A 21,270-nucleotide genomic window follows, 5' to 3' on the forward strand; every position below is an offset into this window, starting at 1 on the left:
AGTGCCAGTTCTATTTAGTTTCTTTGGACCAGTTGATGCTTCTCGACATCTCACGCGACCATCCCACTCCAATACCCGCACAAATCGCCGCAGGGATCCGCGGCGCCGTCGCCAAGGGAACGCTCGCGCCAGGCGACGAAGTGCCATCCACCCGCGCGCTCGCAACACAGCTCGGTATCTCCCGCGGCAGCGTGGTCACCGCCTACGACCAACTCGAAGGCGAGGGCTACCTCCTCTCCCGCCAGGGTGCGCCAACGCGGGTCCACCCCGAACTCACGATGGCGCCTGCCTCCGAAAGCAGCGCCACAACCGGCATCTCACACAAGATCCCCCGCCCCCGGATCTCGCTGAAGCCCTCCCCCGGCAGCGCCGGCACAATCAAACCAGCGGCGTGGCGTAAGGCCTGGCGGGAGGCCGCAGCGGAACTCGGTGGCGGCGTGGACAAATCTGGCGAGCCGGAACTGCGCCTCGCCATCGCAGAGCACCTCCGCCTCGCTCGTGGCATGGCGGTATCCCCGGAGCACATCGTGGTCACCGGCGGCTCCCGCGAGGGGCTCATGTGCATCCTCTATGCGCTCGGGGCAGACCTCAAAGTCGGCGTCGAGGACCCCGGCCACCCCGGCTTAAGGCGCGTCATTCCGCTCGGAGGCCACCGGGTCGTGGAGTGCGAAATGGACGCGGAGGGGGTCGTCGTCAAGCAACTGCCTGCAAATTTGGACGCACTGTTGGTCACGCCCTCGCACCTCTACCCGTTCGGCGGCGCGATGCCGGCGCCGCGCCGGGCGGAGCTTTTGAACTGGGCGAAACGTACAGGCACGGCGATTATCGAGGACGACTTCAACACCGAACTGCGCTACCGCATCGCTCCCCAACCAACGTTGTCAACGCTTGCGCCGTCGGCGGACGTGCTCACCCTCGGCACGTTTTCCACGCTGCTCTCGCGCGAACTCGCCGCCGGATACGTCGTCGCATCCCCCGCGACCGTGACCCGGCTCAAAGAGATTCGCGGTGTCCTCGGCATGCCCGTCGCAACCGTGACCCAACGCGCGATCGCCTCGCTGCTGCGCGGAGGCGTCGTCCGCCGCAACACCCGCGCCGTGCACCGGGCGCTAGCTCAACGACGACAGGTGCTGCAAGACCGCCTGGTACCGCTCTTCGACGACGCACGCCTCGCACCGGGCGACGGTGCCGACTTCACAGTCCAGTTTGCGTCCCACCTGGAGCGCGACACGTTTGAGACCCGTTTGCTCGAGGCGGGCATCGAATGCGGTCACGAGTCGTCGCTCTGGACGGACGGCGGCGAGGGTCTCGTCCTTAGTTTCGCGCACCTGAGTGACGGAGACTTCGCAGGAGCCGTAGACCAAGTGACGCGAGCCGCTACCCTGGGCCACGCACAGACATCTACCTGAAGTGGGAACGGATATGGATGAGACCAGCTATCTCCTGAGCTCTCCTGCAAATGCTCGAGCGTTGCGCGATCGCCTCGTTCGTCTTGAAGGACACGTAGCTGAGCGTGAAGAACTTACGTCCGACGCAGCAAGCATTTCAGGACAGCACTTTGACGTCGTTATTGTCGGAGGCGGATTCGCAGGAACTGCGGCCGCAATCAACCTCGCTCGAGCAAACCGGAAGGTGTGTGTCGTGGACGCGGGCACGACCAGGAACCGCAACAGCGAGCATATGCACGGTGTGATCGGGCTCGACGCAGCAAACCCGTCCGCACTACTCACCCGCGGCCACGCCGAGTATGTGTCTTACGGTGGCGTGCTCATCGACGGACAGGTCGAATCACTCGAGCAAACGCCCACGGGTGATTGGTCAGTGAGGCTTACCACCGGCGAAGTATCGACGGCCTCTCAGGTACTCGTTGCAACCGGAATTACGGATGTGCTCCCCGAGGTTCCCGGGTTGAGCGAGCTGTGGGGCACCCGGGTCTTCCACTGCCCGTACTGCCACGGGTACGAAGTCAACGGAAAGAACCTCGGTGTTGTCGGAGGAAAGAACCCAGGGTTTACCACCCGGATCGCAACATTGCTGACTAAATGGGCTTCGAAAGTCACGCTTCACACCAACGGAATGGAGTTGAGCCCAGAGCAGCGGGAACGACTCGACGAGTGCGGCGTGACCCTCGCCGCCGATGACGTAGTGCAGGTTTCACCAGTCTCTGGTGACGACCACGCCGTTGAAATCACTACAGACTCCGGGGCGCTCCAATACGAAGCGTGTTTCACCGGACCGGAGTTCAAACCAAACGACGAGCTCCTCCGGAAAGCTGGTTGCACTGTTGCAGATGGGTGGGTCCAGGTTGAGCGAGGCAAAACTTCAGAGCCGGGCCTGTGGGCGGTTGGCAACGTAGTCAGCTCGCCGGATCAGGTCTCGCAAGCGCTCGGCTCGGGTGCCGCCGTCGCTATCGCCATCGACCAGCACCTCTTCGACCAGAACTAGACGACGGAAAGCGATCCGCTACCCGATGACCTCCGCGGCAACCACGCGGCGGCCATGCCTGCCCGTGATGCGCGCCCACTCGTCCGGGTTCGCCGTGTTCGGCATGTCTTCGCTCTCGTCCTGCTCGTCGCGCACCGCCTGGCGCAGGTGGTCGGCCGTCACACCGGCGGTGGACACCCCCGCGATGTGGTCTTTGATGGCGAGCTTCTTCGCGCGATCGACCACGTTGGCAATCATCGCGCCGGAGACGAAGTCGGAGTAGTGCAGGACCTCGGCGGTGCCGTCGACAAGCTCTAAGCGCACGAAGGGGCGTGGGGCGAACATGGCGGCTGCGGTGGCGTCGATAAGCGTCTCGCGCGAGTCGGCCAGCGGAATCGCGTCGGTGATGTAGCGCGCGAGGATGTCTTTGGCTTCCTCCTTGTTCGGGCGTGAGACACGGATTTTGATGTCCAGGCGGCCCGGGCGCAGGATGGCCGGGTCGATGAGTTCTTCGCGGTTGGTCGCGCCGATGACGATGACGTTGGCGATGTCCTCCACGCCATCGATCTCGGTGAGCAGCTGCGGGACCACGGTGGTCTCCATGTCGGAAGACACGCCGGAGCCGCGGGTGCGGAAGATCGATTCCATCTCGTCGAAAAAGACGATCACCGGGTTGCCGCCGGCCGCGAGTTCACGGGCTCGCTCGAAGATGAGCCGGATGCGCCGCTCGGTCTCACCGACGAACTTGTTCAGCAGCTCAGGGCCTTTGACGTTGATGAAATGCGCCTGTCCCCCGTCGCCAATGCGCTGCGACAGTGAATTTGCCACCGCCTTGGCAATGAGCGTCTTACCGCACCCCGGCGGACCGTACAGCAGCAGGCCCTTCGGCGGGGTGAGGTCGTAAGCAGAGTAGAGCTCGGGGTGGGAAAACGGCAGCTCGACGGAGTCCTGGATCGTCTCAATCTGGGAGGACAACCCGCCGATGTCGGCGTAGGTCACATCCGGGATTTCGTCGAGCGAGAGCTGGTTGACCTCGGTTTTCTGGATGCGCTCGAACGCGTAGCCGGCGGAAGCGTTGACCAAGACCGTATCGCCGGCGCGGGTGGTGTCGAGAAGCGGCTCGGCGAGCATCACTAGCGATTCTGCACCCTGCTGGTCGGCGACCACGGCGCGGTCGTCGCCAATGCGCTCGACCATGGTGGCGATCTGCCCAGTGGGCGTAAACCCGCACGCCTCCACCACCACGGTGCCTTCGCCGAGGCGCACAAGCGTGCCGGGCACGAGCGTCGCCGGATCCACCAGCGGCGAAACCTTCAACCGCATGCGCCGGCCTGACGTGTGCACCTCGGCCTCCCCATCGCGCGCCGCGGGCGCTAGGTAGATGCCGTAGGTGGAGGCCGGCTCCCCCAATTCCTCGACCTTGACGTAGAGGTCGTTGAGTCTGTCGCGGCTGGACTTCAGCAGCTCGGCGAGCCGCTTGTTGCGCTCCCCCAGGTTCTGGTTGTCGCGCTTGAGGGAGCGCAGCTCGGGTCCGAAGGCGTCGTCGTGAATCTCTCCAGCCATACGATCGAGCCTACATACGCGCGTTTGCTTATCGACGAGCCCTGCGCTGCGGCCGCGGCGGCGTGACGCCGTCGGCAAGCCTGCGCGTCCACACCAAAAACGCGGTGTGGGCGTTCATGCGGTGCTCCGGGCGGGTGGCCAGGCCGTCGACCTTCCACTCGCGCAGCAGGGTCTCCCACGCGCGCGGCTCGGTGAAGCACTTTGCCTCGCGGATGGCCTCCATGATGTTCATCAGCTGCGGCACGGTGGCCACATACGTCATGAACACCCCGCCCGGGATGAGCACGTTTTTCACCGTGTCGATGAAGTGCCACGGCTCCACCATGTCCAAGATGACGCGGTCGACCTGGCCGTCGAGATCGTCCGCGGTGACTTCACCGAAGTCGCCGAGGCGCGGCGTCCACCATTCCGGCTCGCCGCCGAAGTAATCGGCGACGTTGTCTTTGGCGAATGCGAGGTGGTCGTCGCGGATCTCATAGGAGTAGACATGCCCCTCCGGCCCGACAGCGCGCAGCAGCGACATGGTCAGCGCGCCGGAGCCGGCGCCGGCCTCGAGCACGCGCGCCCCCATGAAGATGTCGCCCTCGACGAGGATCTGCGCGGCGTCCTTCGGGTAGATCACCGCCGCACCGCGCGGCATGGACAACACGTGATCCACCAACAGGTGGCGGAAGCAGAGGTAGTCCGAGCCGAGCGTCGACTTGACCACGGTTCCCTCGTCGGCGCCGATGATGTCGTCGTGGTTGACGATGCCCTTGTGCGAGTGGAACTGCCCGCCTTCCTTGAGCTCGATGGTGAAGTGTCGGCGCTTCGCGTCAGTGAGCTGCACCTTGTCGCCTGGCTGGAACGGTCCCGAATACATGGCGGTAAGTATGCCCTACTGCGCGGCCGCATAAAAAGCGGAAAGCGCGCGCACGAAGTAGTCCATATCGTCGACGCCGCACAGTTCACGCGCGGAGTGCATGGACAACAGCGGCACGCCGACGTCGACCGTGGGCAGGCCCAAGCGTGTCGACGAAATCGGCCCGATCGTCGAGCCACACGGCACCGCGTTGTTGCCCACAAAGGTCTGATGCGGCACATCGGCAGAGCGGCAGGCGAGGATCCATTCGGCCTCTGTCGCCGCGTTGGATGCATAGCGCTGGTTCGCGTTGATCTTCAACACCGGACCGCGATTGATCAGCGGGTGGTGGGTCGGGTCGTGCTTGCCCGGGTAGTTCGGGTGCACCGCGTGTGCGGCATCCGCGGAGACCTGGATGGAATTCGCGATGATCTCCGCCGGATCGCCGAAGCCAGCCGCGACCTTGGTCAACACGCGCTCCAACAGCGGCCCGCCCGCACCTGCGGTCGACGCCGAACCGACCTCTTCGTGGTTGAACGCGGCGAGCACGAGGATGTCCTCGGCATCGTCCTGGGCGGCGAGCATCGCTTCCAGCGACGCCCACACACTGGTCAGGTTGTCCAACCGGCCAGCTGCCAGAAGATCGCCAATCACCTCGCCGCGCTGCGTGTCTGCGGTGACGAGTTCGTGGGCGACGATGTCGTCGGCGTTGACGCCGGCCGACTCCGCCGCCAGCTCCAGCAACGGCCGGTCCACACCCAGAATCGGCTGGGTGTGCACCTGTCGGTCGATCTCCGGCACGTCGCCGCGGTAAAGGTGGATCGCCAAGTTAGGCACGCGCGCGACCGGTCCGGTGTTGACCAAGTGCTCTGTGCGGTCGGCGGTGACCACGCGCCCGGCGAAGGTGAGATCGCGGTCGAACCAGCTCGCCAGAATCGGCCCGCCGTAGACTTCCACCGCCGCCTGGCGGAACCCCTCGCGCACGATGTCCGGGTCCGGCTTGGCCATCAGGCCGGGCGAATCCGTGTGCGAGCCGACAACGCGAAAGCGTGGGTTGGGGTTGTCCGGCACCCACCAGGCGACCACTGCGCCGTCGCGGACGATGTAGTGGCCGCCGGGGGCATGCGCGTCGTCGTCAAGCGAGCTGCTCCGCGAAAAACCCGCCGCCTGTAAACGTGTAGCCACGGATTCGGCGGCGTGGAAGGCGGACGGGCTCTGTGCGATGAAATCGATGAACGGCTGTGTCATACCCCCACTCTAAGATGTTGGGCACCATGACTCCCAGCACTGCCCCACGCCCCATCGCCATCTCGCCGTCGCGAGCCTCCGACTACAAGCGCTGCCCGCTGCAATACCGCCTGCGCGCGATCGACCGCATCCCGGAACCGAAGACGGAAGCGCAGGTCAAAGGCACACTCGTCCATGCGGTGCTCGAGGAGATGTTCACCTGGCCGCGCGAAGAACGCACCTACCCTGCCGCCGTGAAACGGCTCAAGCCCAACTGGGAGCAGATGCGTGACGACGACCCCGCCTGCGCCGACCCAGTCAAAGATGACTATCAGCTGCTCGTCGATTCCCGCACGCTGCTGCGCGGGTACTTCACCATGGAAAACCCGCTGGGCTTCGACGCGCACGCGCAGGAAATGCCGGTGGATTTCACGCTGCCGAACGGGGTGCCGGTGCGCGGATTCATCGACCGGGTGGACGTCGCGCCGACCGGTGAGGTGCGCGTGGTCGACTACAAAACCGGCAAGAAGCCGCTGCTGCGCTACTCGCAGGACGCGCAGTTTCAGATGCGGTTTTACGCGCTGGTGTACTGGCGGCTGTTCGGGGTTGTGCCGACGCAGTTAAAGCTGATGTACCTCAAGGTGATGGACTCGCTGATCCTTACCCCGTCGGAGGAGGAGCTCGAATACTTCGAGCGCGACTTGGCCGAGCTGTGGTGGAAGATCGAAGCCGACGGCAAATCCGGCTCGTTCCGCCCGCAGCAGTCGAAGCTCTGCGGGTGGTGCGCCTTCCAATCGATGTGCCCGATCTTCGGCGGCACCCCGCCCGAGTACCCCGGATGGCCGGGATCCCGGGCGGACGAGGGGGCCTAGAACAGGCCGGAGACCACGCCGTTTTCGTCGACGTCGATGTTGTTGGCGGCTGGCTTCTTCGGCAGGCCCGGCATGGTCATCACATCACCGGTCAGCGCGAGCACGAAGCCGGCACCGGTACGCGGGATCAGGTTGCGCACGTGCAGGGTGTGGCCCTCCGGTGCACCGAGCTCGGTCGGGTCGTCGGAGAAAGAGTACTGCGTCTTGGACACGCACACCGGCAGTGTGTCGAAGCCGTTTTCCTTCAGCGTCTTCAGGTCCTTGAGCGCGGCTGCGGAGTACTGCACCTCGGATGCGCGGTAGATCTCCTTGGCGATGGTCTCAATCGACGCCTCTACCCCATCAGCCGGGTCGTAAAGCGGTTTCGAGGAGCCCTCGGTGAGGTTGTCCAGCAGGGTCTGCGCGAGCTCGGTGGCGCCGTCGCCGCCTTCGGCCCACACGTTGGCGTCGGCAAGCGCAATGCCCTTCGCGTCAGCCCAGTTGCGCAGGAACTCCAGCTCGGCGTCGGTGTCGGTGACGAAGCGGTTCAGCGCCACAACCGGGGTGACGCCGAACTTGCGCACGTTTTCCACGTGGCGCTCCAGGTTGACGATGCCCTGCTCCAGCGCCTCGACGTTCTCCGTCGCCAGATCGTCCTTGGCCACGCCGGCATTGTGCTTGATCGAGCGCACCGTGGCGACGATCACCGCACCCGCGACGTCGAGGTCACCGTAGCGTGCCTTAATGTCGAAGAACTTCTCGGCGCCCAGGTCGGAACCAAAACCGGCCTCGGTGAGCACGATGTCGGCGTAGTCGAGCGCGGTACGGGTCGCGATGAGCGTGTTGCAACCGTGGGCGATGTTGGCGAACGGGCCGCCGTGAATGAATGCCGGGGTGCCGCCCAAGGTCTGCACCAGGTTCGGGTTGATCGCGTCTTTGAGCAGCGCCGTCATCGCGCCCTGGGCGTTGAGATCGCCTGCGGTCACCGGCTTGCCGTCGTAGGTCAGGCCGATGGTGATGGCGGCAAGGCGCGACTTGAGATCATCCAGATCGGTAGCCAATCCGAGGATCGCCATGATTTCAGAGGCTGCGGTGATGGTGAAGCCGGTTTCCGTAGGCACACCCGAGGTCGGACCGCCCAGGCCGGTGACCACGTTGCGCAATGCACGGTCGTTGACATCCACGCAACGCTGCCACGTCACGCGACGCGGGTCGATGTTCAACTCGTTGCCCTGGTGGATGTGGTTGTCGATCAACGCAGCAAGCGTATTGTTGGCGCTGGTAATGGCGTGGAAGTCGCCGGTGAAGTGCAGGTTGATCTGTTCCATGGGCACGACCTGCGAGTAGCCGCCGCCTGCAGCACCGCCCTTGATGCCCATGACCGGTCCGAGCGACGGTTCGCGAAGCGCCACCATTGCGTTGTGGCCGAGTTTCGCCAGCGCATCAGTGAGGCCGATGAGCATGGTCGATTTGCCCTCGCCTGCAGGTGTCGGCGAAACACCGGTGACAAGCACGAGCTTGCCCTGCTTGCCGTTCGGCGACTTGGTGATGTCCACCTTGGCCATGTACTTGCCGTACGGGATGAGCGCGTCGTCGGCCACGCCGGCCTTCTCCGCGATCTCCGTGATCGGCCTCAGTTCGTGCGCTTGAGCGATTTCGACGTCAGTCAACGGTTGTGCAGTCATGCACATCACACTACAGCGGCGCCTATGGCATAACCCAGAATTACGCTGACAAAGATGCACACCACGCCCGGAACCAGGAACGGGTGGTTAAAGACGTACTTGCCGATACGCGTCGACCCGGTGTCGTCCATCTCCACCGCCGCCAGCAACGTCGGGTAGGTCGGCAGCACAAACAGGGCAGACACTGCCGGGAACGCCGCGAGCGCCGTCAGCGGGCTGACCCCGATCGCCAGTGCCGCCGGGATGAGCGCCTTCGCCGTCGCAGCCTGCGAGTACAGCAGCGAGGCAGCGAAGAACAGCACGACTGCGAGCAGCCAGGGCTTGGCGGTGAGCACGTCGCCCGCAATAGCCTGGATGTCATCGATGTAGTAGTTGATGTAGGTCGTTCCCAACCACGCGACGCCGAGCACGCACACACACGCCGACATACCGGAGCGGAACACCTGGGTGTTCAAAATCTCCGCCGCCGTCGTACGGGTGGCGAGCACAATGGCGGCAGCGGCGGCGAGCATGATCGCCATGATCGCTTCGTTGCGCGGCACCGTCGGATTCGGGATCAGGCCGACCTGGTCCGAAATGATCGTCGCGTACACCATGACAATCACGATCGCGGCGAGGAAGATTGCCACCGACGCCTTCGCGCCGCGCGGTGCAACGTAGTCCGCGCGCTCACCAGGCTTGGCGACGAGCCCCTCCTTCACTCGCTGGTGGTAGACGGGGTCGTCGTCAAGCTCAGGGCCCACCTTGTTGGCCACCCACGCCATCGGGAAGATCGCCAGGAACGTCGCCGGCAGCATGACCGCGAGCAACTGCAGATACCCCACGCCGAGCGGCTCAAGCGCGGACGCCATGAACACCACCGCAGCCGAGATTGGCGAGGCAACGATCGCCATTTGCGACGCGATTACCGCCGCCGACAGCGGACGCGACGGGCGGACTTTCCCCTCCTTGGCCACTTCGACGATGACCGGCATGGTGGAAAATGCCGTGTGGCCGGTACCTGCGAGGACCGTCATCAGCCAGGTGACAATCGGCGCGTAGACGGTGATGCGCTTCGGGTTGCGTCGCAGGAACCGCTCCGCCAGGTCGACGAGATACTCCATGCCGCCAGCTAGTTGCATCGCGGAGATCGCGGCGATGACGCACATGATGATGCCGATGACATCGAACGGGATCGCCTCGGCGCTAACCGGTACGCCGGTTGCCCCAAGCAGCAGGACGCCAAGACCGCCGGCGAAACCGATGGCGATGGAGCCCATCCGCGCGCCGAGCACGATCGCCCCGAGCAAGATGACGGTGTGGACGGCGACCAGCATGGCAGGGCTCCTTGTCCGTTACGGCATTATTTTCTCGACCATTATCTGTTATTGGTCACATCAAATGAAAATAATGCGGGTGTGATGTTCATTACCCGCTCCGGCGCTGGCCGGGGTTGAAAAAGTTCCCAGGCGGGGAACTTTCTTCGATTTGCACCGCGCTCGTATTGCATTTGGCCAGTTCGCAGTTTCAGCGAGCCAAAATAGTTCCACCACCACTCCACCCCCGGTGGAACTATTTTCCCCTCGCTGACACACCATGGCGGAATGTGTCAGGCTCCTGGGGTTTTCGGGCCCGTCTGACAGATTCCGCCGGACAATGTCAGGGTCGACTACTGCTCCCCGGCGTCGTCGGCGTTTTCTTCGTCGACGTAGAGCTTGCCCCGGTACTCCGGGTGCATGAGGTTTTCCTTGCTCAGCAGCTGCTTGAGTTCGTCCTCCTCGATCAGGCCCTTTTCCAGCACCAAGTCGTAGACGCTCTTGCCGGTCTCGGCAGCCTCGCGGCCGATCAGGTCACCGTTGTGGTGGCCGATGACTGGGTTGAGGTAGGTCACGATGCCGATCGAGTTGGTCACATACGCCTCGCAGACGTCCTTGTTTGCGGTGATGCCGGTGACGCACTTCTCGCGCAGGGTCTTCGCCGCGTTGGCCAGCAGGCGAATCGACTCGAACAGCGACTGCGCCATGACCGGCTCCATGACGTTGAGCTGGAGCTGGCCGGCCTCGGAGGCCATGGACACGGCCGCATCGTTGCCGAAGACCTTGAAGCAAACCTGGTTGACCACCTCAGGGATGACCGGGTTGACCTTCGCCGGCATGATCGAGGAGCCGGCTTGGCGCTCCGGCAGGTTGATCTCGTTCAGACCGGTGCGCGGGCCAGACGACAGCAGACGCAGGTCGTTGGAGATCTTCGACAGCTTCATCGCCGCGCGCTTGAGTGCGCCGTGCATCGTCACGTAGTCGCCGGTGTCGGACGTCGCCTCGATGAGGTCCGGGGAGCTCTTCACGTCCAGGCCGGTGACCTCGCGCAGCGCCGAGACCACCTGGTCCTTGTAGCCGTTCGGGGTGTTGATGCCGGTGCCGATCGCAGTAGCACCCAGGTTGACCTCGAGCAGCGATTCGGCAGCGCCGCTGATGGTGCGCTGTTCCTCGTTCAGGTTCGCGCCGAAGGCGGTGAACTCCTGCCCCAGCGTCATCGGCACGGCGTCCTGCAGCTGCGTGCGGCCCATCTTGATGATGTCGGAGAATTCATCACCCTTGGCACGCAGCGCCTTCTGCAGCTCGTCGAGCTCCTCCACCAGCCCCTGCACTGCGTAGTAGACACCCAGGCGCAGGCCCGTCGGGTAGGCGTCGTTGGTCGACTGGGACTTGTTCACGTCGTCGTTCGGGTTGATGACGTCGTAGGAGCCCTTCTCCTCACCGACGTGCTCCAGCGCGAGGTTCGCCACGACCTCGTTGGTGTTCATGTTCGCGGAGGTACCCGCGCCGCCTTGGAACGCGTCGATCGGGAACTGGTCCATGCAGCGGCCCTCGTCGAGGATCTGGTCGCACGCCCAGACAATCGCTTCGGCTTTCTCACGCGGCAGCACGTGCAAACGGCGGTTCGCAATTGCGGTCGCCTTCTTCACCTGCGCCATGCCACGGATGAACTCCGGGAAGTCATTGATGGTGGTGGCGGAGATCTGGAAGTTGTCCACCGCGCGCTGCGTGTGGATGCCGTAGTACGCGTCCGCGGGAACCTCGGCCTTTCCGAGGAGGTCTTCTTCAATTCGAGTGCTCATGGCTCTCACTATACGTAGCGCATTGCTTGACGACGACGCCTTCCCCGCCCCGGCTCACCCCTATCGAGCAGCAGAAAACCAACGGTAAACGTCACCGGCGTCAGCGCCGACAAAGTTCGCCGGGTCGAAGCGATAGACCCCTGCGGGGACGTCGTCGGCAAGCCCGAGCACCGCGCACCCGGCAGCCGCGCCTGCCGACATCCCGGTGAGCGAGTCCTCCACCACGAGACAGTCCCCCGGCTCTGCGTCTGCGCGCCGGGCCGCTTCGAGGTACATGTCCGGTGCCGGCTTCGGATGCGCAACCTCGTCGCCGGTGATCGACCCGGTGAAATAACCCCGGCCGATCGCGCCGATGCACGGGTCCGCCAGCACCCGTTCGGTGTTGGTGGTGACGTACATCGGCACGCCGTTAGCTTTTAAGGATGCGAGCACGCTCGGGATGCCGGGGTTGCACTCGATGCCGCCGGCGAACAGTTCCGCCATGCGGGCGAACATCCAGTCGCGGTAACGATCCACGTCGCCGTCGGCGAGTGTGTAGCCTGCCCAGTCGGCGACGATGCGCAGGGTGTTCGGGAAACTCCCGCCGATCGTGCCCTCGCGGACCTCGGGAGTTGGCCTGCGGCCCAGCAGCTCGCCCAGTTCGTAGGTGGCCTGCGCTCACAACGGCTCGGTGTCGATCAGCGTGCCGTCCATGTCCCAAAAGACGGCCGCGGGCTTCCGACTACTCAAACTCAGGAAGGGCCTGCAGAGCCTCGTCGGTGGCGCCGGTCGCGGCGGATGCGCGGAACACCAGCGTTTCAATGTCCGCCTTCTCCTCCGGCTCGAGCACCGCATAGGCGTGCTTCTCGTTAAAGGATTCCAGGCGCTGGTAGAACGGGGCGACTGCACCGACGAGGGCGTCGGCCTCCGGGTCGTCGCCAAGCGCGTCGAGCCCGTCGAGGAACTGCTCGAGGAAGCCGCGCAGCTCCGGCAAGACGGACGGGTCGAACGGCTCCTCCCAGAGGTCCTTGTCATCCTCGGAGAGGTAGGAGCCGGATGCGAAGGTGGTCAGATCGTCGATGAACTCGTCAACCTCGGGCTGGAATTGGGCCCGGATGCTGTTTGCTGCTGCGCTCATGTGCCCCATTGTGCTGGATTCGCCCTAAACCCGCACGCCCAGTAGCCCGTCCAGTGCCGTGGCGATGATGCCGTCGTGGTCGCCGCGGGCCTCATCGATGACGCGCAGGGCCGCGGGGGTGTCCAGGTCGTCCGCCAACGCAGCGCGCAACTTCTCGACGACCCGCTCCGCCTCGGCCTTATCAACCTGGTTGGAAAGCGCCTCGCGCCAACGGGCCAGACGGTCTTCCGCCTCAGCGAGGATGGCGTCGGAGAAATCGCGGTCCTGTCGGTAGTGCTGCGAGAACACCGACAGGCGGATCGCCGACGGCTCGTGGCCCTGCTCGCTCAACTTGTGCACAAAGACGAGGTTGCCCAGGGATTTGGACATCTTCACGCCGTCGAGCGCGATCATGCCGGCGTGCACGTAATGGCCCGCCATGCGATCGACGTGATGCGCCGCTTCGGCGTGCGCGGCAGAGAACTCGTGGTGTGGAAACGCCAGGTCGGAGCCGCCGCCCTGGATCGCGAACTGCGCGCCGAGCCGGTTCGTCGCAATCGCGGAGCATTCCACGTGCCAGCCCGGGCGTCCTGCTCCGAACGGGGCGTCCCACGCGGGTTCGCCCTCGCGGTGGCCACGCCAGATCAGCGCGTCCAACGTGTCTCGCTTGCCCTCACGGTCCGGGTCGCCACCGCGCTCCGCGAAGTACTCCTCCATCGTGGCGCGGTCGAGGTTCGACTCGTAGCCGAACTGTTTGGTCGCGTGGATCGAGGCGTAGATGTCGCCGTGGTCGAGTTGGTAGGCGGCCCCTTCTTCGAGAAGCTTCTGCACCATCTCCACAACCTCGTCGACCGATTCCATCGCACCGATGTAATCGCGTGGCGGGATGACCGAGAGGATCTCCATGTCGCTGCGGAACAGGTCAATCTGGCTGGCGCCGAGCTCTCGCCAATCCACACCGTCGCGTTCGGCGCGCTCGAACAACGGGTCGTCCACGTCGGTGATGTTCTGCACGTAGTGGACTTTGTGGCCGTTGGCAAGCAGCTGGCGCTGCACCAGGTCGAACGTGAGATAGGTTGCGGCGTGACCGAGGTGGGTCGAGTCGTACGGGGTGATACCACAGACGTAGAGACCCACCTCGCCGTTGCTGTCCGGAGTGGTGTCGACTGCTTTGACCTGCTGGTCAGCGGTGTCGTAGAGCTTCAGCGGAACCGGATTGCCGGCGACCGCGGGAACAGACGGTGTGGGCCAAGAATGCATGGCGACCACCCTACACAGGCTGCATGACACCGGTTGCAAGCAGAATCATCACGATCACGCCAAGCGGGATGCGGTACGCCGCGAACCAGGCGAAGGAGTGGTTGGAGACGAACTTGAGCAGCCAGGCAATGGAGATGTAGCCGACCACGAAACCGATGCCGGAGCCCACAAGCAGTTGCAAGCCCGATGCGGCCTGGCCGGCCTGGGGGTTAAACGCGTCCGGCAGCGAGAACAGGCCGGAGGCGAGCACCGCGGGGATCGCCAGCAGGAAGCTGAACCGGGTGGCCACCTCGCGGTCGAGGTTGCGCAGCAGACCTCCCGAGATCGTGCCGCCGGAACGCGACACACCCGGGATAAGGGCCAGGCACTGCCACAAGCCCATGACGATGGCGTCCTTCATGGTCAACTCATCGAAACCGCGCTGCTTCTTGCCGTAGCGCTCGGCGAGGATGAATACGAAGGAAAACAGGATGAGCACAGTGGCGGTGATCCACAGGTTGCGGAAATTTTCCCGGATGAGGTCCTTCAGCAGCACGCCCGCGATGCCGACCGGAATCGTGCCGACGATGACCATCCAGCCCATGCGGTAGTCGAAACCGCGCTTCGCCTTGTCAAATAGCCCGGCGAACCAGGCGGTGAGGATGCGCCAAATGTCTTTGGCGAAGAAAACGAGCACCGCCAATTCCGTGCCCAGCTGGATTACTGCGGTAAAGCTTGCGCCCGCGTCTTCGCCCCAGAACAGTTCGGACACGATTCGCAGGTGGCCCGAGGAGGACACCGGGAGAAACTCCGTTAAGCCCTGCACAATCGAGAGGACAATCACCTGTAGCCACGACATCATGGCGTCACACCCTACTCTGCAGGCCGGACGATCACGGAACGCCCGCGCCGGATTGCTAGGCTTTCGAGCGTGATTGCTCGTCGTTTAACTCCCCGTTTTACCGCTTCCGCGGCGCTTGCCGTGGCGCTTCCGCTTTCACTCGCCGCGTGCGGAGCCTCTCCGAACGCGAAGATCGACGAAGCCGGCGGCGAGGCGGCGGCCAATATGGGCAGCGCGGAGCCCGCACAATCCCCCGCCGCTTCTGATCCGGCCGGCCAGGTGGTCGCGTTCGAGGCCGTGCGCGACCTCGATACCACCGACGGTGTAGTCGGTGTGCGCACCGACGACTCGCTCATCCTCGGCTCGCTGGAGGAGGTCGTCGACGGCAAGGGCGAGACGCACCAGCTCGACGCTTCGTGCGGAGATGTTTCGGCGAACGCGGGTTCCTTCGCGGTGGCGTGCGACGGTGAGATCCGCGTCTTCGGTCAGGCAGAGCAGACGATTACTACCGAGGAGCCGGTCACCTCTGCCACCGTGGTCTCCAGCGGCCAGGTGCTCGCGGGCAGCGACTCCGAACGCAAGGTGTGGGTCTTCGACGGCGGCGAACTTGCAGACACCATCGACGTCGCGCGCGAGACCGACCAGCTCCAGGCAGTCCCCGAGGAGGGCCAGGACGACGCGGTGGTGCGCACCAATAGCTTCGACACCACCATCCAGGACATTGACTGGCACGGCTCCCGCCAGGGCGGCACGCTGCGCGTCGGACTCGGAGTGGGGAAAGTTGCCGCTGGCGAGCACGGCCTCGTCCTCGCCGCCGATTCCACCGGTAACCAGATTCTCGTCTACACCACCGACGACATCATCCGACTGCAGCAGAGCGCTCCCGTGCCGGAGGGGCCGTGGGACGTGGCGTGGGATTCGTCGCAACGCTTGGCGTGGGTGAGCTCGCTTGCCGAAAACACCGCGACCGGCTGGGACATCTCCCAGGGCATACCGCTGGAGCGCAAGCGCTTTGCGACGATCGCCAACGCGCAGAGCATGATCACGCTTGACGACGGCACCGTCGTCCTTGCCTCCGCCACCGGAGACGGCATCCAAATCGTCCACCCGGACGAGCAGCAGAATTAGGAGCCACCAATGAGTCTGTACGACGCCTTGTACCCCCGCGCGCTGAAACTGATGTTTCTGCTTCCGCCGGAGCGAATCCACGAGATCATCATGTTCGCGCTGCGCACGCTCGACGCGGTGGGCCCGGCCAACCGCGCAATGGAAAAGTTTGTGCGCGTGCACGATCCGGTGCTGCGGCAGACAGTCTTCGGCGTAGACTTCCCTGCCCCATTGGGGTTGGCAGCCGGTTTTGACAAAAATGCCGAGGCGATCGACGCCTGGGGTGCGGTCGGGTTCGGCTACACCGAGCTGGGCACTGTGACGCCGAAGCCGCAGCCGGGCAACCCGGCCCCGCGCCTGTACCGTCTCCCCGCGGACAAGGCGATCTTGAACCGCATGGGATTTAACAACAACGGCGCTCTCGTCGTCGCCGACAACCTGCGCTCGCGCAAGTCGGACGATGTGGTGGGCATCAACATCGGCAAGAACAAGACCTCTGAGGACGCCGTTGCGGACTACCGCGCTACCGCGACCACACTCGGCCCGTTGGCCGATTACTTGGTGGTCAACGTCTCGTCGCCGAACACCCCGGGCCTTCGCGACCTGCAGGCGGTCGAGGAATTGCGCCCGATCCTGAAAGTGGTCAAGGAATCGACCACTACCCCAGTACTGGTGAAGATCGCACCGGATCTTTCCGACCACGACATCGACGCCGTGGCAGATCTCTCCGTCGAACTGGGGCTCGACGGCATCGTGGCCACCAACACCACCATTTCCCGCGACGGCCTGAAGACCGACGCCGCCGAGGTGAAGGAGATGGGCGCCGGCGGCATCTCCGGCGCACCACTCAACGCCCGCGCACTTGAGGTGCTCAAGCGGCTGCGCGAGCGCGTGGGCGACAAGCAGGTGCTCATCAGCGTCGGCGGCATCACGACTCCCGAGCAGGCCTGGGAACGCATCGCTGCGGGCGCGTCGCTACTCCAGGGCTACACCCCGTTCATCTATGGCGGCCCAGGCTGGATTTACAAGATCCACCGTGGCATTGCCAAGCAGATCAAGGCCCACGGCCTGGATTCGATCGAGCAGGCCGTGGGCAGCGGACTCGAGTGGAAGGCGCTTTAGCGCTTCGCCTGCACGCTGCGCCGTAGAATCACGGCGCAGAATCCGGCGGCGATTGCCCAGGCGACGAGCCACACGGGAGTCGTGGTCAAGAGCACGCTGTCCGGCAAAATCACCCCAAGGCCAATGAGCAGCACTGCGCCGAAGAGCACTACCACTTGAGTACGCGAGCCCTGCTGCTCTGTGCTCGTGGTGGCGAATGCGCCAACGAGCGCAACCGCCACTAGCACGGTGAGCACCTGCGGGGAGATCGCAAATGTCGCCTCGCCGCGGAAGAACGCCACCAAAGCGTAGAGAATCAAAACGGCGGCGATGCCCAAAAATGCGCCGCCGACACGAAGCTGCACGGGAACCATCCGGTGGCCTCTACTTGTTTTCGTACCAGCCCCAGGTGATCGCCCGGCCAAGCGCGTGGAAGTTCAGGTTGAAGCCGAGCTGGGTGGGGTTAGCGATCTCATCGGCGGGCAATTCAGTGTCCACTGCGTGCACGACGTAGAGGTAGCGGTGCGGGCCGTGTCCGCCCGGAGGGTTCGCACCGTAGTAACCCTGAATACCGGAATCGCCGGCGAGCACCACCGCCCCGACGCCCAAGTCCTCCTTCGCGCCCGCACCTGCTGGGAGCTCGGTGACATCGGCCGGAATGTTAAACGCGGACCAGTGCCAGAAGCCGGAGGCAGTCGGGGCATCGGGGTCGAAGCAGGTCACCGCGTAGGTCTTCGTGCCCTCAGGCGCGCCGGTCCACGCGAGTTGCGGACTGGTGGCGTCGTCGCCGGCAAGTTTGTCGTCGAGACGCTCGCCCTCGACGATGTCCTCCGAGGTCAACTCGAACGACGGGACATCCGCGAGTGGCGCGTAAGGGTCGGGGCCGGGGAAGCGATCGGAATCGTATGAAGCAGTCATGCACTCATTCCTACCTGACTTCCCGTGATGGTCGCCACTACTCCGCAGATATAGTTGCGTACATCTCCCGCTACAAGACCAGCGTGGCAAACGAACCCGATTTCAGAATGCCAACGGTGAGATTATCCATCAGCAAATCACCCGTTAAGCTGGCGATTTGGCACTGTCGGAGACCACCCCTATAGTTAAGCGAGTGCCCAGCCGAGAGGCTGAACAAACACCCAAAGCCCGGGTGGCGGAATGGCAGACGCGCTAGCTTGAGGTGCTAGTGTCCTATTAACGGACGTGGGGGTTCAAGTCCCCCTCCGGGCACCACAGATGTCTCGCAACATAGTTCCGGAAACTATGAGCGAGACATTTTTCATATACGCGCCAGATCGGAGGCACTCGGATGAACCGCCCCGCAGTGCCCCGCCGCAACGCTATTGCGCTCGCTGTACTAGTTTCGGCGTTCGTCGCCGCCTGGGTGCTTTTGGACGTCCCACCGCTGTCCACCCTGCGCGAATGGGCTGACACACTCGGACCGTGGTTCCCTGCTGTGTTCTGGCTGCTCTACATTTTGATCACTCAATTCCCTATCCCCCGGACCCTGATGACGGTCTCGGCAGGCATCCTGTTCGGCACGGTGCGCGGAATTCTCATCGCAATCACGGCCACTACCGTCAGCGCCGTCATCTCGCTGCTGATTGTCCGCACTCTCCTGCGCGACTGGATCGCCCCACGCCTCACCCACCCAGCGGTCGAGCGGGTGAACCAGCGGTTAGAACAGCGCGGCTGGCTTGCGATATTGAGCCTGCGTCTCATCGCGGCCGTTCCGTTTTCGGTGCTCAACTACGCCGCAGCGCTCACCCGGGTCCCCGTGGTGCCGTTCGCGGCAGCGACACTGATCGGATCAGTACCCGGCACGGTGTTAGTCACCATCTTCGGCGACACGCTCACCGGGCAAGCCAACCCCGTCGTCATCGCGGTCATGGCGGTGCTCGCCGTGGTCGGCATCGCGGGGCTCATTATCGACGCCCGCCTTCCGGCACGTAAGTAAAGGCTCACGGATAGACCGGCGTAGGATAAGCAGCCATGATTGCCGTGCACGCGAGGTACAGAGGACGCGAAAAGGGGCGCGCCGCCGTGGTGGAGCGCTCCGCTGAAGCGTTGGGCACGCTACCCGGCATTGGCGCGTTCGAAATCCTGGGTGTCGAAGACATCCGCACCATCGCCGACACCCCGGAGGCGTCGCTCAACCTCATCATGGCGTTGCTTTCCGACGGCAGCTGGGCCATCGGTCTGGGCTTTGCCGACTCGGAAGCGAACGCACTCGCCACTGCCTCGAAGGCGGTCGGTGTGAAGGCGGGCCAGGTACGTGTGGTCGTCGATAAGCAAGGTGCGACCACTGAAGCCTCCGATATTGCCGCGGCGTTTGCACTGCTGGCGCACGTGCTGCACAAGCGAACGTTTGAAGGGCGCGAGGCGACCTCACTCGTGCGTCGCGGCTTGAATCAGAACGAGGCTGCAGCCGAGCTAGGCATCTCGAAGCAGGCGATTAGCCAGCGACTTCACGCCGCTGGCTGGCCTGCCGAACAAGCCGGCTGGCAGCTGACGTTGAACCTGATTACTCGGGCTGCTGATCAGGCCGATTAACCGGATCCACCGGGCGAGAGACCGGCTGATTGAAATCGAACCCGGTCTCCGAACCTGACGTGATCTCGCGGTGCGACGTGGAGCTCGGCGCGTTATCGGCGGGCTGGGTCGGATCCGGATCGTCGACATGCTTGTTCGCCACCGCGCGGGCCTCGGCAAGCGCGCGAGCGAGTTCCGGGTCGGTTGAGGTGTCGAACCACGCTTCCGGGTCGCCTTCTTCCGCCATCTCGCGGTCGCGCTCGTTTACTGTTTCCGCCTCGTACCGGAAGACGCCGTCGTCGTCCTTGTCGGCGAACGCGCGAGCGAACTGCTGCAACGAATCGCCGAACTGCGACGGGATCATCCACATGGTGGCCGCCTCGTTGTTGGCGATCTTGGGCAGCTGGTCCAAGTACTGGTACGCGAGCAACTCCGGGGTGACACCGGAGGATTTAATCGCGGCGTTGACCTTTTGGATCGCACGGGCCTCACCCTGCGCAGCGAGGTATTTGGCGGCGCGCTCGCCTTCGGCGCGCAGCATCATCGCCTGGCGTTCCGCCTCGGCGGCGAGGATCGCGGCGTGCTTTTCACCCTCGGCGGAAAGGATGCGCGCCTGCTTCTCGCCCTCGGCGGTCTTGATGTCGGATTCGCGCTTACCTTCCGCGGTGAGGATCATAGCGCGCTTCTCGCGGTCCGCCTTCATCTGCATCTCCATGGACTGCTGGATCGACGGCGGCGGATCAATCGCCTTGAGCTCCACTCGGCTGATGCGCAGGCCCCACTTCGCGGTGGCCGCGTCGAGTTCTCCGCGCAGGCGACGGTTGATGGTCTCGCGCGAAGTCAGCGTTTCTTCTAGCGTCATGCCACCGACGACGTCGCGCAGCGTCGCAGTCGAAATCTGCTCCACACCGACGAGGTAGTTGTCCACACCGTAGATCGCTTTGGCGGGCTCGTTGATCTGGAACGTGACCACCGTGTCAATTGCCACGGTGAGGTTGTCCTGTGTGATCACGGCCTGTGGCGGGAACGACACAACGCGCTCACGCGTATCCACGCGGGCACGCACACGGTCGATGTACGGCACGAGGAAGGTGATCCCACCCGAGGCAGTGCGCGTGTAGCGCCCAAGCCGCTCGATCACGGCGGCCTCCCCCTGCGGGATGAGCTTGATCGACGCTGTGAGCAGCGCGATCAGTAAGACAAGTATAACGACGAAGGTGACTAACCCACCCATCTAGGACTCCTTCCATACGACGGCCACGGGTCCGTCGATATCGTAAACGGTCACGTGAGAACCCGCTGGGATCGTCGCCGCTGGGTCGAGTGCGCGCGCCGACCACAGTGAGCCGTCTAAACGCACCTGACCGGTACCGTCAACGATGTCCTCCACCACTTCAGCACGGCTGCCGACGAGCGCACGCGGCGTCTCATCGAGCACCAGCGGTTTTTCCATGCGCTTGCGCAACGGTGGGCGCAGGAACACCCAGAACAGCACTGATGCCACGGTGAAGACAGCAATCTCAGCGGCAAGCGGTACGCCGGCTAGCGCGACCCCTGCGGTGACGAGCGCGCCGCACGCCAGCATGAGCAGTGTCAATTCCCCCACCGCTAGCTCGGCCAGCGCCAAAATTGCGGCGACGATGAACCAGAGTAAAGCTCCCACGCG

General features: G+C 64.2%; 21 protein-coding genes and 1 tRNA gene. 8 read left to right on the forward strand and 14 right to left on the reverse strand.

Annotation, left to right across the window (positions count from 1 at the left end; translation table 11 throughout):
- The first annotated feature begins 35 nt into the window (after positions 1-35).
- Positions 36-1,409, forward strand: a complete 1,374-nt coding sequence (pdxR, locus tag IAU68_RS05940) for a MocR-like pyridoxine biosynthesis transcription factor PdxR (protein ID WP_171193977.1) — start codon at positions 36-38, stop codon at positions 1,407-1,409.
- Positions 1,410-1,422: 13 nt separating this feature from the next.
- Entirely contained in the window at positions 1,423-2,445 is a 1,023-nt protein-coding gene (locus IAU68_RS05945; RefSeq protein WP_171193978.1) for an NAD(P)/FAD-dependent oxidoreductase, read from the forward strand.
- 18 nt (positions 2,446-2,463) lie between these two features.
- Here the strand turns inward: IAU68_RS05945 and arc are convergent, their stop codons facing one another.
- Genes arc through IAU68_RS05960 form a run of 3 tightly spaced genes read right to left on the reverse strand, consistent with a single transcriptional unit; the run spans position 2,464 to position 6,076 of the window.
- Positions 2,464-3,987: a proteasome ATPase gene (gene arc, locus IAU68_RS05950; protein ID WP_171193979.1), complete on the reverse strand. Its 1,524-nt coding sequence runs from the start codon at positions 3,985-3,987 to the stop codon at positions 2,464-2,466.
- 28 nt (positions 3,988-4,015) lie between these two features.
- Positions 4,016-4,849 (reverse strand): tRNA (adenine-N1)-methyltransferase, encoded by an 834-nt coding sequence (locus IAU68_RS05955; protein ID WP_171193980.1) that lies wholly within the window; start codon positions 4,847-4,849, stop codon positions 4,016-4,018.
- Positions 4,850-4,864: 15 nt separating this feature from the next.
- Positions 4,865-6,076 (reverse strand): M18 family aminopeptidase, encoded by a 1,212-nt coding sequence (locus tag IAU68_RS05960; protein WP_171193981.1) that lies wholly within the window; start codon positions 6,074-6,076, stop codon positions 4,865-4,867.
- Positions 6,077-6,102: 26 nt separating this feature from the next.
- Between IAU68_RS05960 and IAU68_RS05965 the strand changes: the two genes are divergently transcribed.
- Positions 6,103-6,927 (forward strand): RecB family exonuclease, encoded by an 825-nt coding sequence (locus IAU68_RS05965; protein ID WP_171193982.1) that lies wholly within the window; start codon positions 6,103-6,105, stop codon positions 6,925-6,927.
- Here IAU68_RS05965 and IAU68_RS05970 read toward each other — a convergent pair.
- The 7 genes from IAU68_RS05970 to IAU68_RS06000 form a co-directional block, all read right to left on the reverse strand.
- Positions 6,924-8,591 carry a formate--tetrahydrofolate ligase gene (locus tag IAU68_RS05970; protein ID WP_171193983.1) on the reverse strand — a complete coding sequence of 556 codons (1,668 nt, stop codon included), beginning with the start codon at positions 8,589-8,591 and terminating at the stop codon, positions 6,924-6,926. The genes IAU68_RS05965 and IAU68_RS05970 overlap by 4 nt on opposite strands.
- Before the next feature lie 5 nt (positions 8,592-8,596).
- Positions 8,597-9,907: an anaerobic C4-dicarboxylate transporter gene (locus IAU68_RS05975; RefSeq protein WP_269434723.1), complete on the reverse strand. Its 1,311-nt coding sequence runs from the start codon at positions 9,905-9,907 to the stop codon at positions 8,597-8,599.
- Positions 9,908-10,239: 332 nt separating this feature from the next.
- Complete coding sequence (gene aspA / locus IAU68_RS05980) at positions 10,240-11,688, reverse strand: aspartate ammonia-lyase (protein ID WP_171193984.1); 1,449 nt, start codon at positions 11,686-11,688, stop codon at positions 10,240-10,242.
- A gap of 60 nt (positions 11,689-11,748) precedes the next feature.
- Positions 11,749-12,204 (reverse strand): HAD family hydrolase, encoded by a 456-nt coding sequence (locus IAU68_RS05985; RefSeq protein WP_328700694.1) that lies wholly within the window; start codon positions 12,202-12,204, stop codon positions 11,749-11,751.
- 205 nt (positions 12,205-12,409) lie between these two features.
- Entirely contained in the window at positions 12,410-12,805 is a 396-nt protein-coding gene (locus IAU68_RS05990) for a hypothetical protein (RefSeq protein WP_171193985.1), read from the reverse strand.
- A gap of 24 nt (positions 12,806-12,829) precedes the next feature.
- Positions 12,830-14,044: a cysteine--1-D-myo-inosityl 2-amino-2-deoxy-alpha-D-glucopyranoside ligase gene (mshC, locus tag IAU68_RS05995; protein ID WP_171193986.1), complete on the reverse strand. Its 1,215-nt coding sequence runs from the start codon at positions 14,042-14,044 to the stop codon at positions 12,830-12,832.
- 10 nt (positions 14,045-14,054) lie between these two features.
- Complete coding sequence (locus tag IAU68_RS06000) at positions 14,055-14,882, reverse strand: undecaprenyl-diphosphate phosphatase (RefSeq protein ID WP_171194145.1); 828 nt, start codon at positions 14,880-14,882, stop codon at positions 14,055-14,057.
- Between the two features lie 75 nt (positions 14,883-14,957).
- On the opposite strand from IAU68_RS06000, the gene IAU68_RS06005 reads away from it, so the two are divergent.
- On the forward strand, positions 14,958-15,992 hold the full coding sequence (locus IAU68_RS06005) for a YncE family protein (RefSeq protein WP_407928726.1): 1,035 nt from the start codon (positions 14,958-14,960) through the stop codon (positions 15,990-15,992).
- Positions 15,993-16,001: 9 nt separating this feature from the next.
- Positions 16,002-17,093 carry a quinone-dependent dihydroorotate dehydrogenase gene (locus IAU68_RS06010; protein ID WP_171193988.1) on the forward strand — a complete coding sequence of 364 codons (1,092 nt, stop codon included), beginning with the start codon at positions 16,002-16,004 and terminating at the stop codon, positions 17,091-17,093.
- Here IAU68_RS06010 and IAU68_RS06015 read toward each other — a convergent pair.
- Together IAU68_RS06015 and IAU68_RS06020 are read right to left on the reverse strand one after the other, a co-directional pair.
- Positions 17,090-17,446, reverse strand: a complete 357-nt coding sequence (locus IAU68_RS06015) for a hypothetical protein (RefSeq protein WP_171193989.1) — start codon at positions 17,444-17,446, stop codon at positions 17,090-17,092. The two genes, IAU68_RS06010 and IAU68_RS06015, sit on opposite strands and share 4 nt — an antisense overlap.
- Before the next feature lie 10 nt (positions 17,447-17,456).
- The gene (locus IAU68_RS06020; RefSeq protein ID WP_171193990.1) at positions 17,457-17,990 is read right to left on the reverse strand and encodes a YbhB/YbcL family Raf kinase inhibitor-like protein; all 534 of its coding nucleotides are present in this window, start codon (positions 17,988-17,990) and stop codon (positions 17,457-17,459) included.
- Positions 17,991-18,216: 226 nt separating this feature from the next.
- Here IAU68_RS06020 and IAU68_RS06025 point away from each other — a divergent pair.
- The 3 genes from IAU68_RS06025 (at position 18,217) to IAU68_RS06035 (ending at position 19,625) form a co-directional block, all read left to right on the forward strand.
- Positions 18,217-18,305, forward strand: a tRNA-Leu gene (locus tag IAU68_RS06025).
- A gap of 76 nt (positions 18,306-18,381) precedes the next feature.
- On the forward strand, positions 18,382-19,029 hold the full coding sequence (locus IAU68_RS06030; protein WP_171193991.1) for a TVP38/TMEM64 family protein: 648 nt from the start codon (positions 18,382-18,384) through the stop codon (positions 19,027-19,029).
- A 35-nt stretch (positions 19,030-19,064) separates the two neighbouring features.
- Positions 19,065-19,625, forward strand: a complete 561-nt coding sequence (locus IAU68_RS06035; RefSeq protein ID WP_171193992.1) for a MarR family transcriptional regulator — start codon at positions 19,065-19,067, stop codon at positions 19,623-19,625.
- Here IAU68_RS06035 and IAU68_RS06040 read toward each other — a convergent pair.
- Together IAU68_RS06040 and IAU68_RS06045 are read right to left on the reverse strand one after the other, a co-directional pair.
- Complete coding sequence (locus tag IAU68_RS06040) at positions 19,597-20,838, reverse strand: SPFH domain-containing protein (protein ID WP_171193993.1); 1,242 nt, start codon at positions 20,836-20,838, stop codon at positions 19,597-19,599. The genes IAU68_RS06035 and IAU68_RS06040 overlap by 29 nt on opposite strands.
- Positions 20,839-21,267 (reverse strand): NfeD family protein, encoded by a 429-nt coding sequence (locus tag IAU68_RS06045; protein WP_171193994.1) that lies wholly within the window; start codon positions 21,265-21,267, stop codon positions 20,839-20,841. It abuts the gene before it with no gap.
- Between the last annotated feature and the right edge of the window lie 3 nt (positions 21,268-21,270).

The organism is Corynebacterium lujinxingii (assembly GCF_014490555.1).
Taxonomy (GTDB): Bacteria; Actinomycetota; Actinomycetes; order Mycobacteriales; family Mycobacteriaceae; genus Corynebacterium; species Corynebacterium lujinxingii.

Coding starts and splice junctions, on each gene's coding strand:
- pdxR (WP_171193977.1), top strand. CDS start 36: ATGCTTCTCGACATCTCACGCGACCATCCCACTCCAATACCCGCACAA.
- IAU68_RS06010 (WP_171193988.1), top strand. CDS start 16,002: ATGAGTCTGTACGACGCCTTGTACCCCCGCGCGCTGAAACTGATGTTT.
- IAU68_RS06015 (WP_171193989.1), bottom strand. CDS start 17,446: ATGGTTCCCGTGCAGCTTCGTGTCGGCGGCGCATTTTTGGGCATCGCC.
- aspA (WP_171193984.1), bottom strand. CDS start 11,688: ATGAGCACTCGAATTGAAGAAGACCTCCTCGGAAAGGCCGAGGTTCCC.
- IAU68_RS05970 (WP_171193983.1), bottom strand. CDS start 8,591: ATGACTGCACAACCGTTGACTGACGTCGAAATCGCTCAAGCGCACGAA.
- IAU68_RS05955 (WP_171193980.1), bottom strand. CDS start 4,849: ATGTATTCGGGACCGTTCCAGCCAGGCGACAAGGTGCAGCTCACTGAC.
- IAU68_RS06000 (WP_171194145.1), bottom strand. CDS start 14,882: ATGTCGTGGCTACAGGTGATTGTCCTCTCGATTGTGCAGGGCTTAACG.
- mshC (WP_171193986.1), bottom strand. CDS start 14,044: ATGCATTCTTGGCCCACACCGTCTGTTCCCGCGGTCGCCGGCAATCCG.
- arc (WP_171193979.1), bottom strand. CDS start 3,987: ATGGCTGGAGAGATTCACGACGACGCCTTCGGACCCGAGCTGCGCTCC.
- IAU68_RS06030 (WP_171193991.1), top strand. CDS start 18,382: ATGAACCGCCCCGCAGTGCCCCGCCGCAACGCTATTGCGCTCGCTGTA.
- IAU68_RS06020 (WP_171193990.1), bottom strand. CDS start 17,990: ATGACTGCTTCATACGATTCCGATCGCTTCCCCGGCCCCGACCCTTAC.
- IAU68_RS05990 (WP_171193985.1), bottom strand. CDS start 12,805: ATGAGCGCAGCAGCAAACAGCATCCGGGCCCAATTCCAGCCCGAGGTT.
- IAU68_RS05945 (WP_171193978.1), top strand. CDS start 1,423: ATGGATGAGACCAGCTATCTCCTGAGCTCTCCTGCAAATGCTCGAGCG.
- IAU68_RS05975 (WP_269434723.1), bottom strand. CDS start 9,907: ATGCTGGTCGCCGTCCACACCGTCATCTTGCTCGGGGCGATCGTGCTC.
- IAU68_RS05965 (WP_171193982.1), top strand. CDS start 6,103: ATGACTCCCAGCACTGCCCCACGCCCCATCGCCATCTCGCCGTCGCGA.
- IAU68_RS06040 (WP_171193993.1), bottom strand. CDS start 20,838: ATGGGTGGGTTAGTCACCTTCGTCGTTATACTTGTCTTACTGATCGCG.
- IAU68_RS06035 (WP_171193992.1), top strand. CDS start 19,065: ATGATTGCCGTGCACGCGAGGTACAGAGGACGCGAAAAGGGGCGCGCC.
- IAU68_RS05960 (WP_171193981.1), bottom strand. CDS start 6,076: ATGACACAGCCGTTCATCGATTTCATCGCACAGAGCCCGTCCGCCTTC.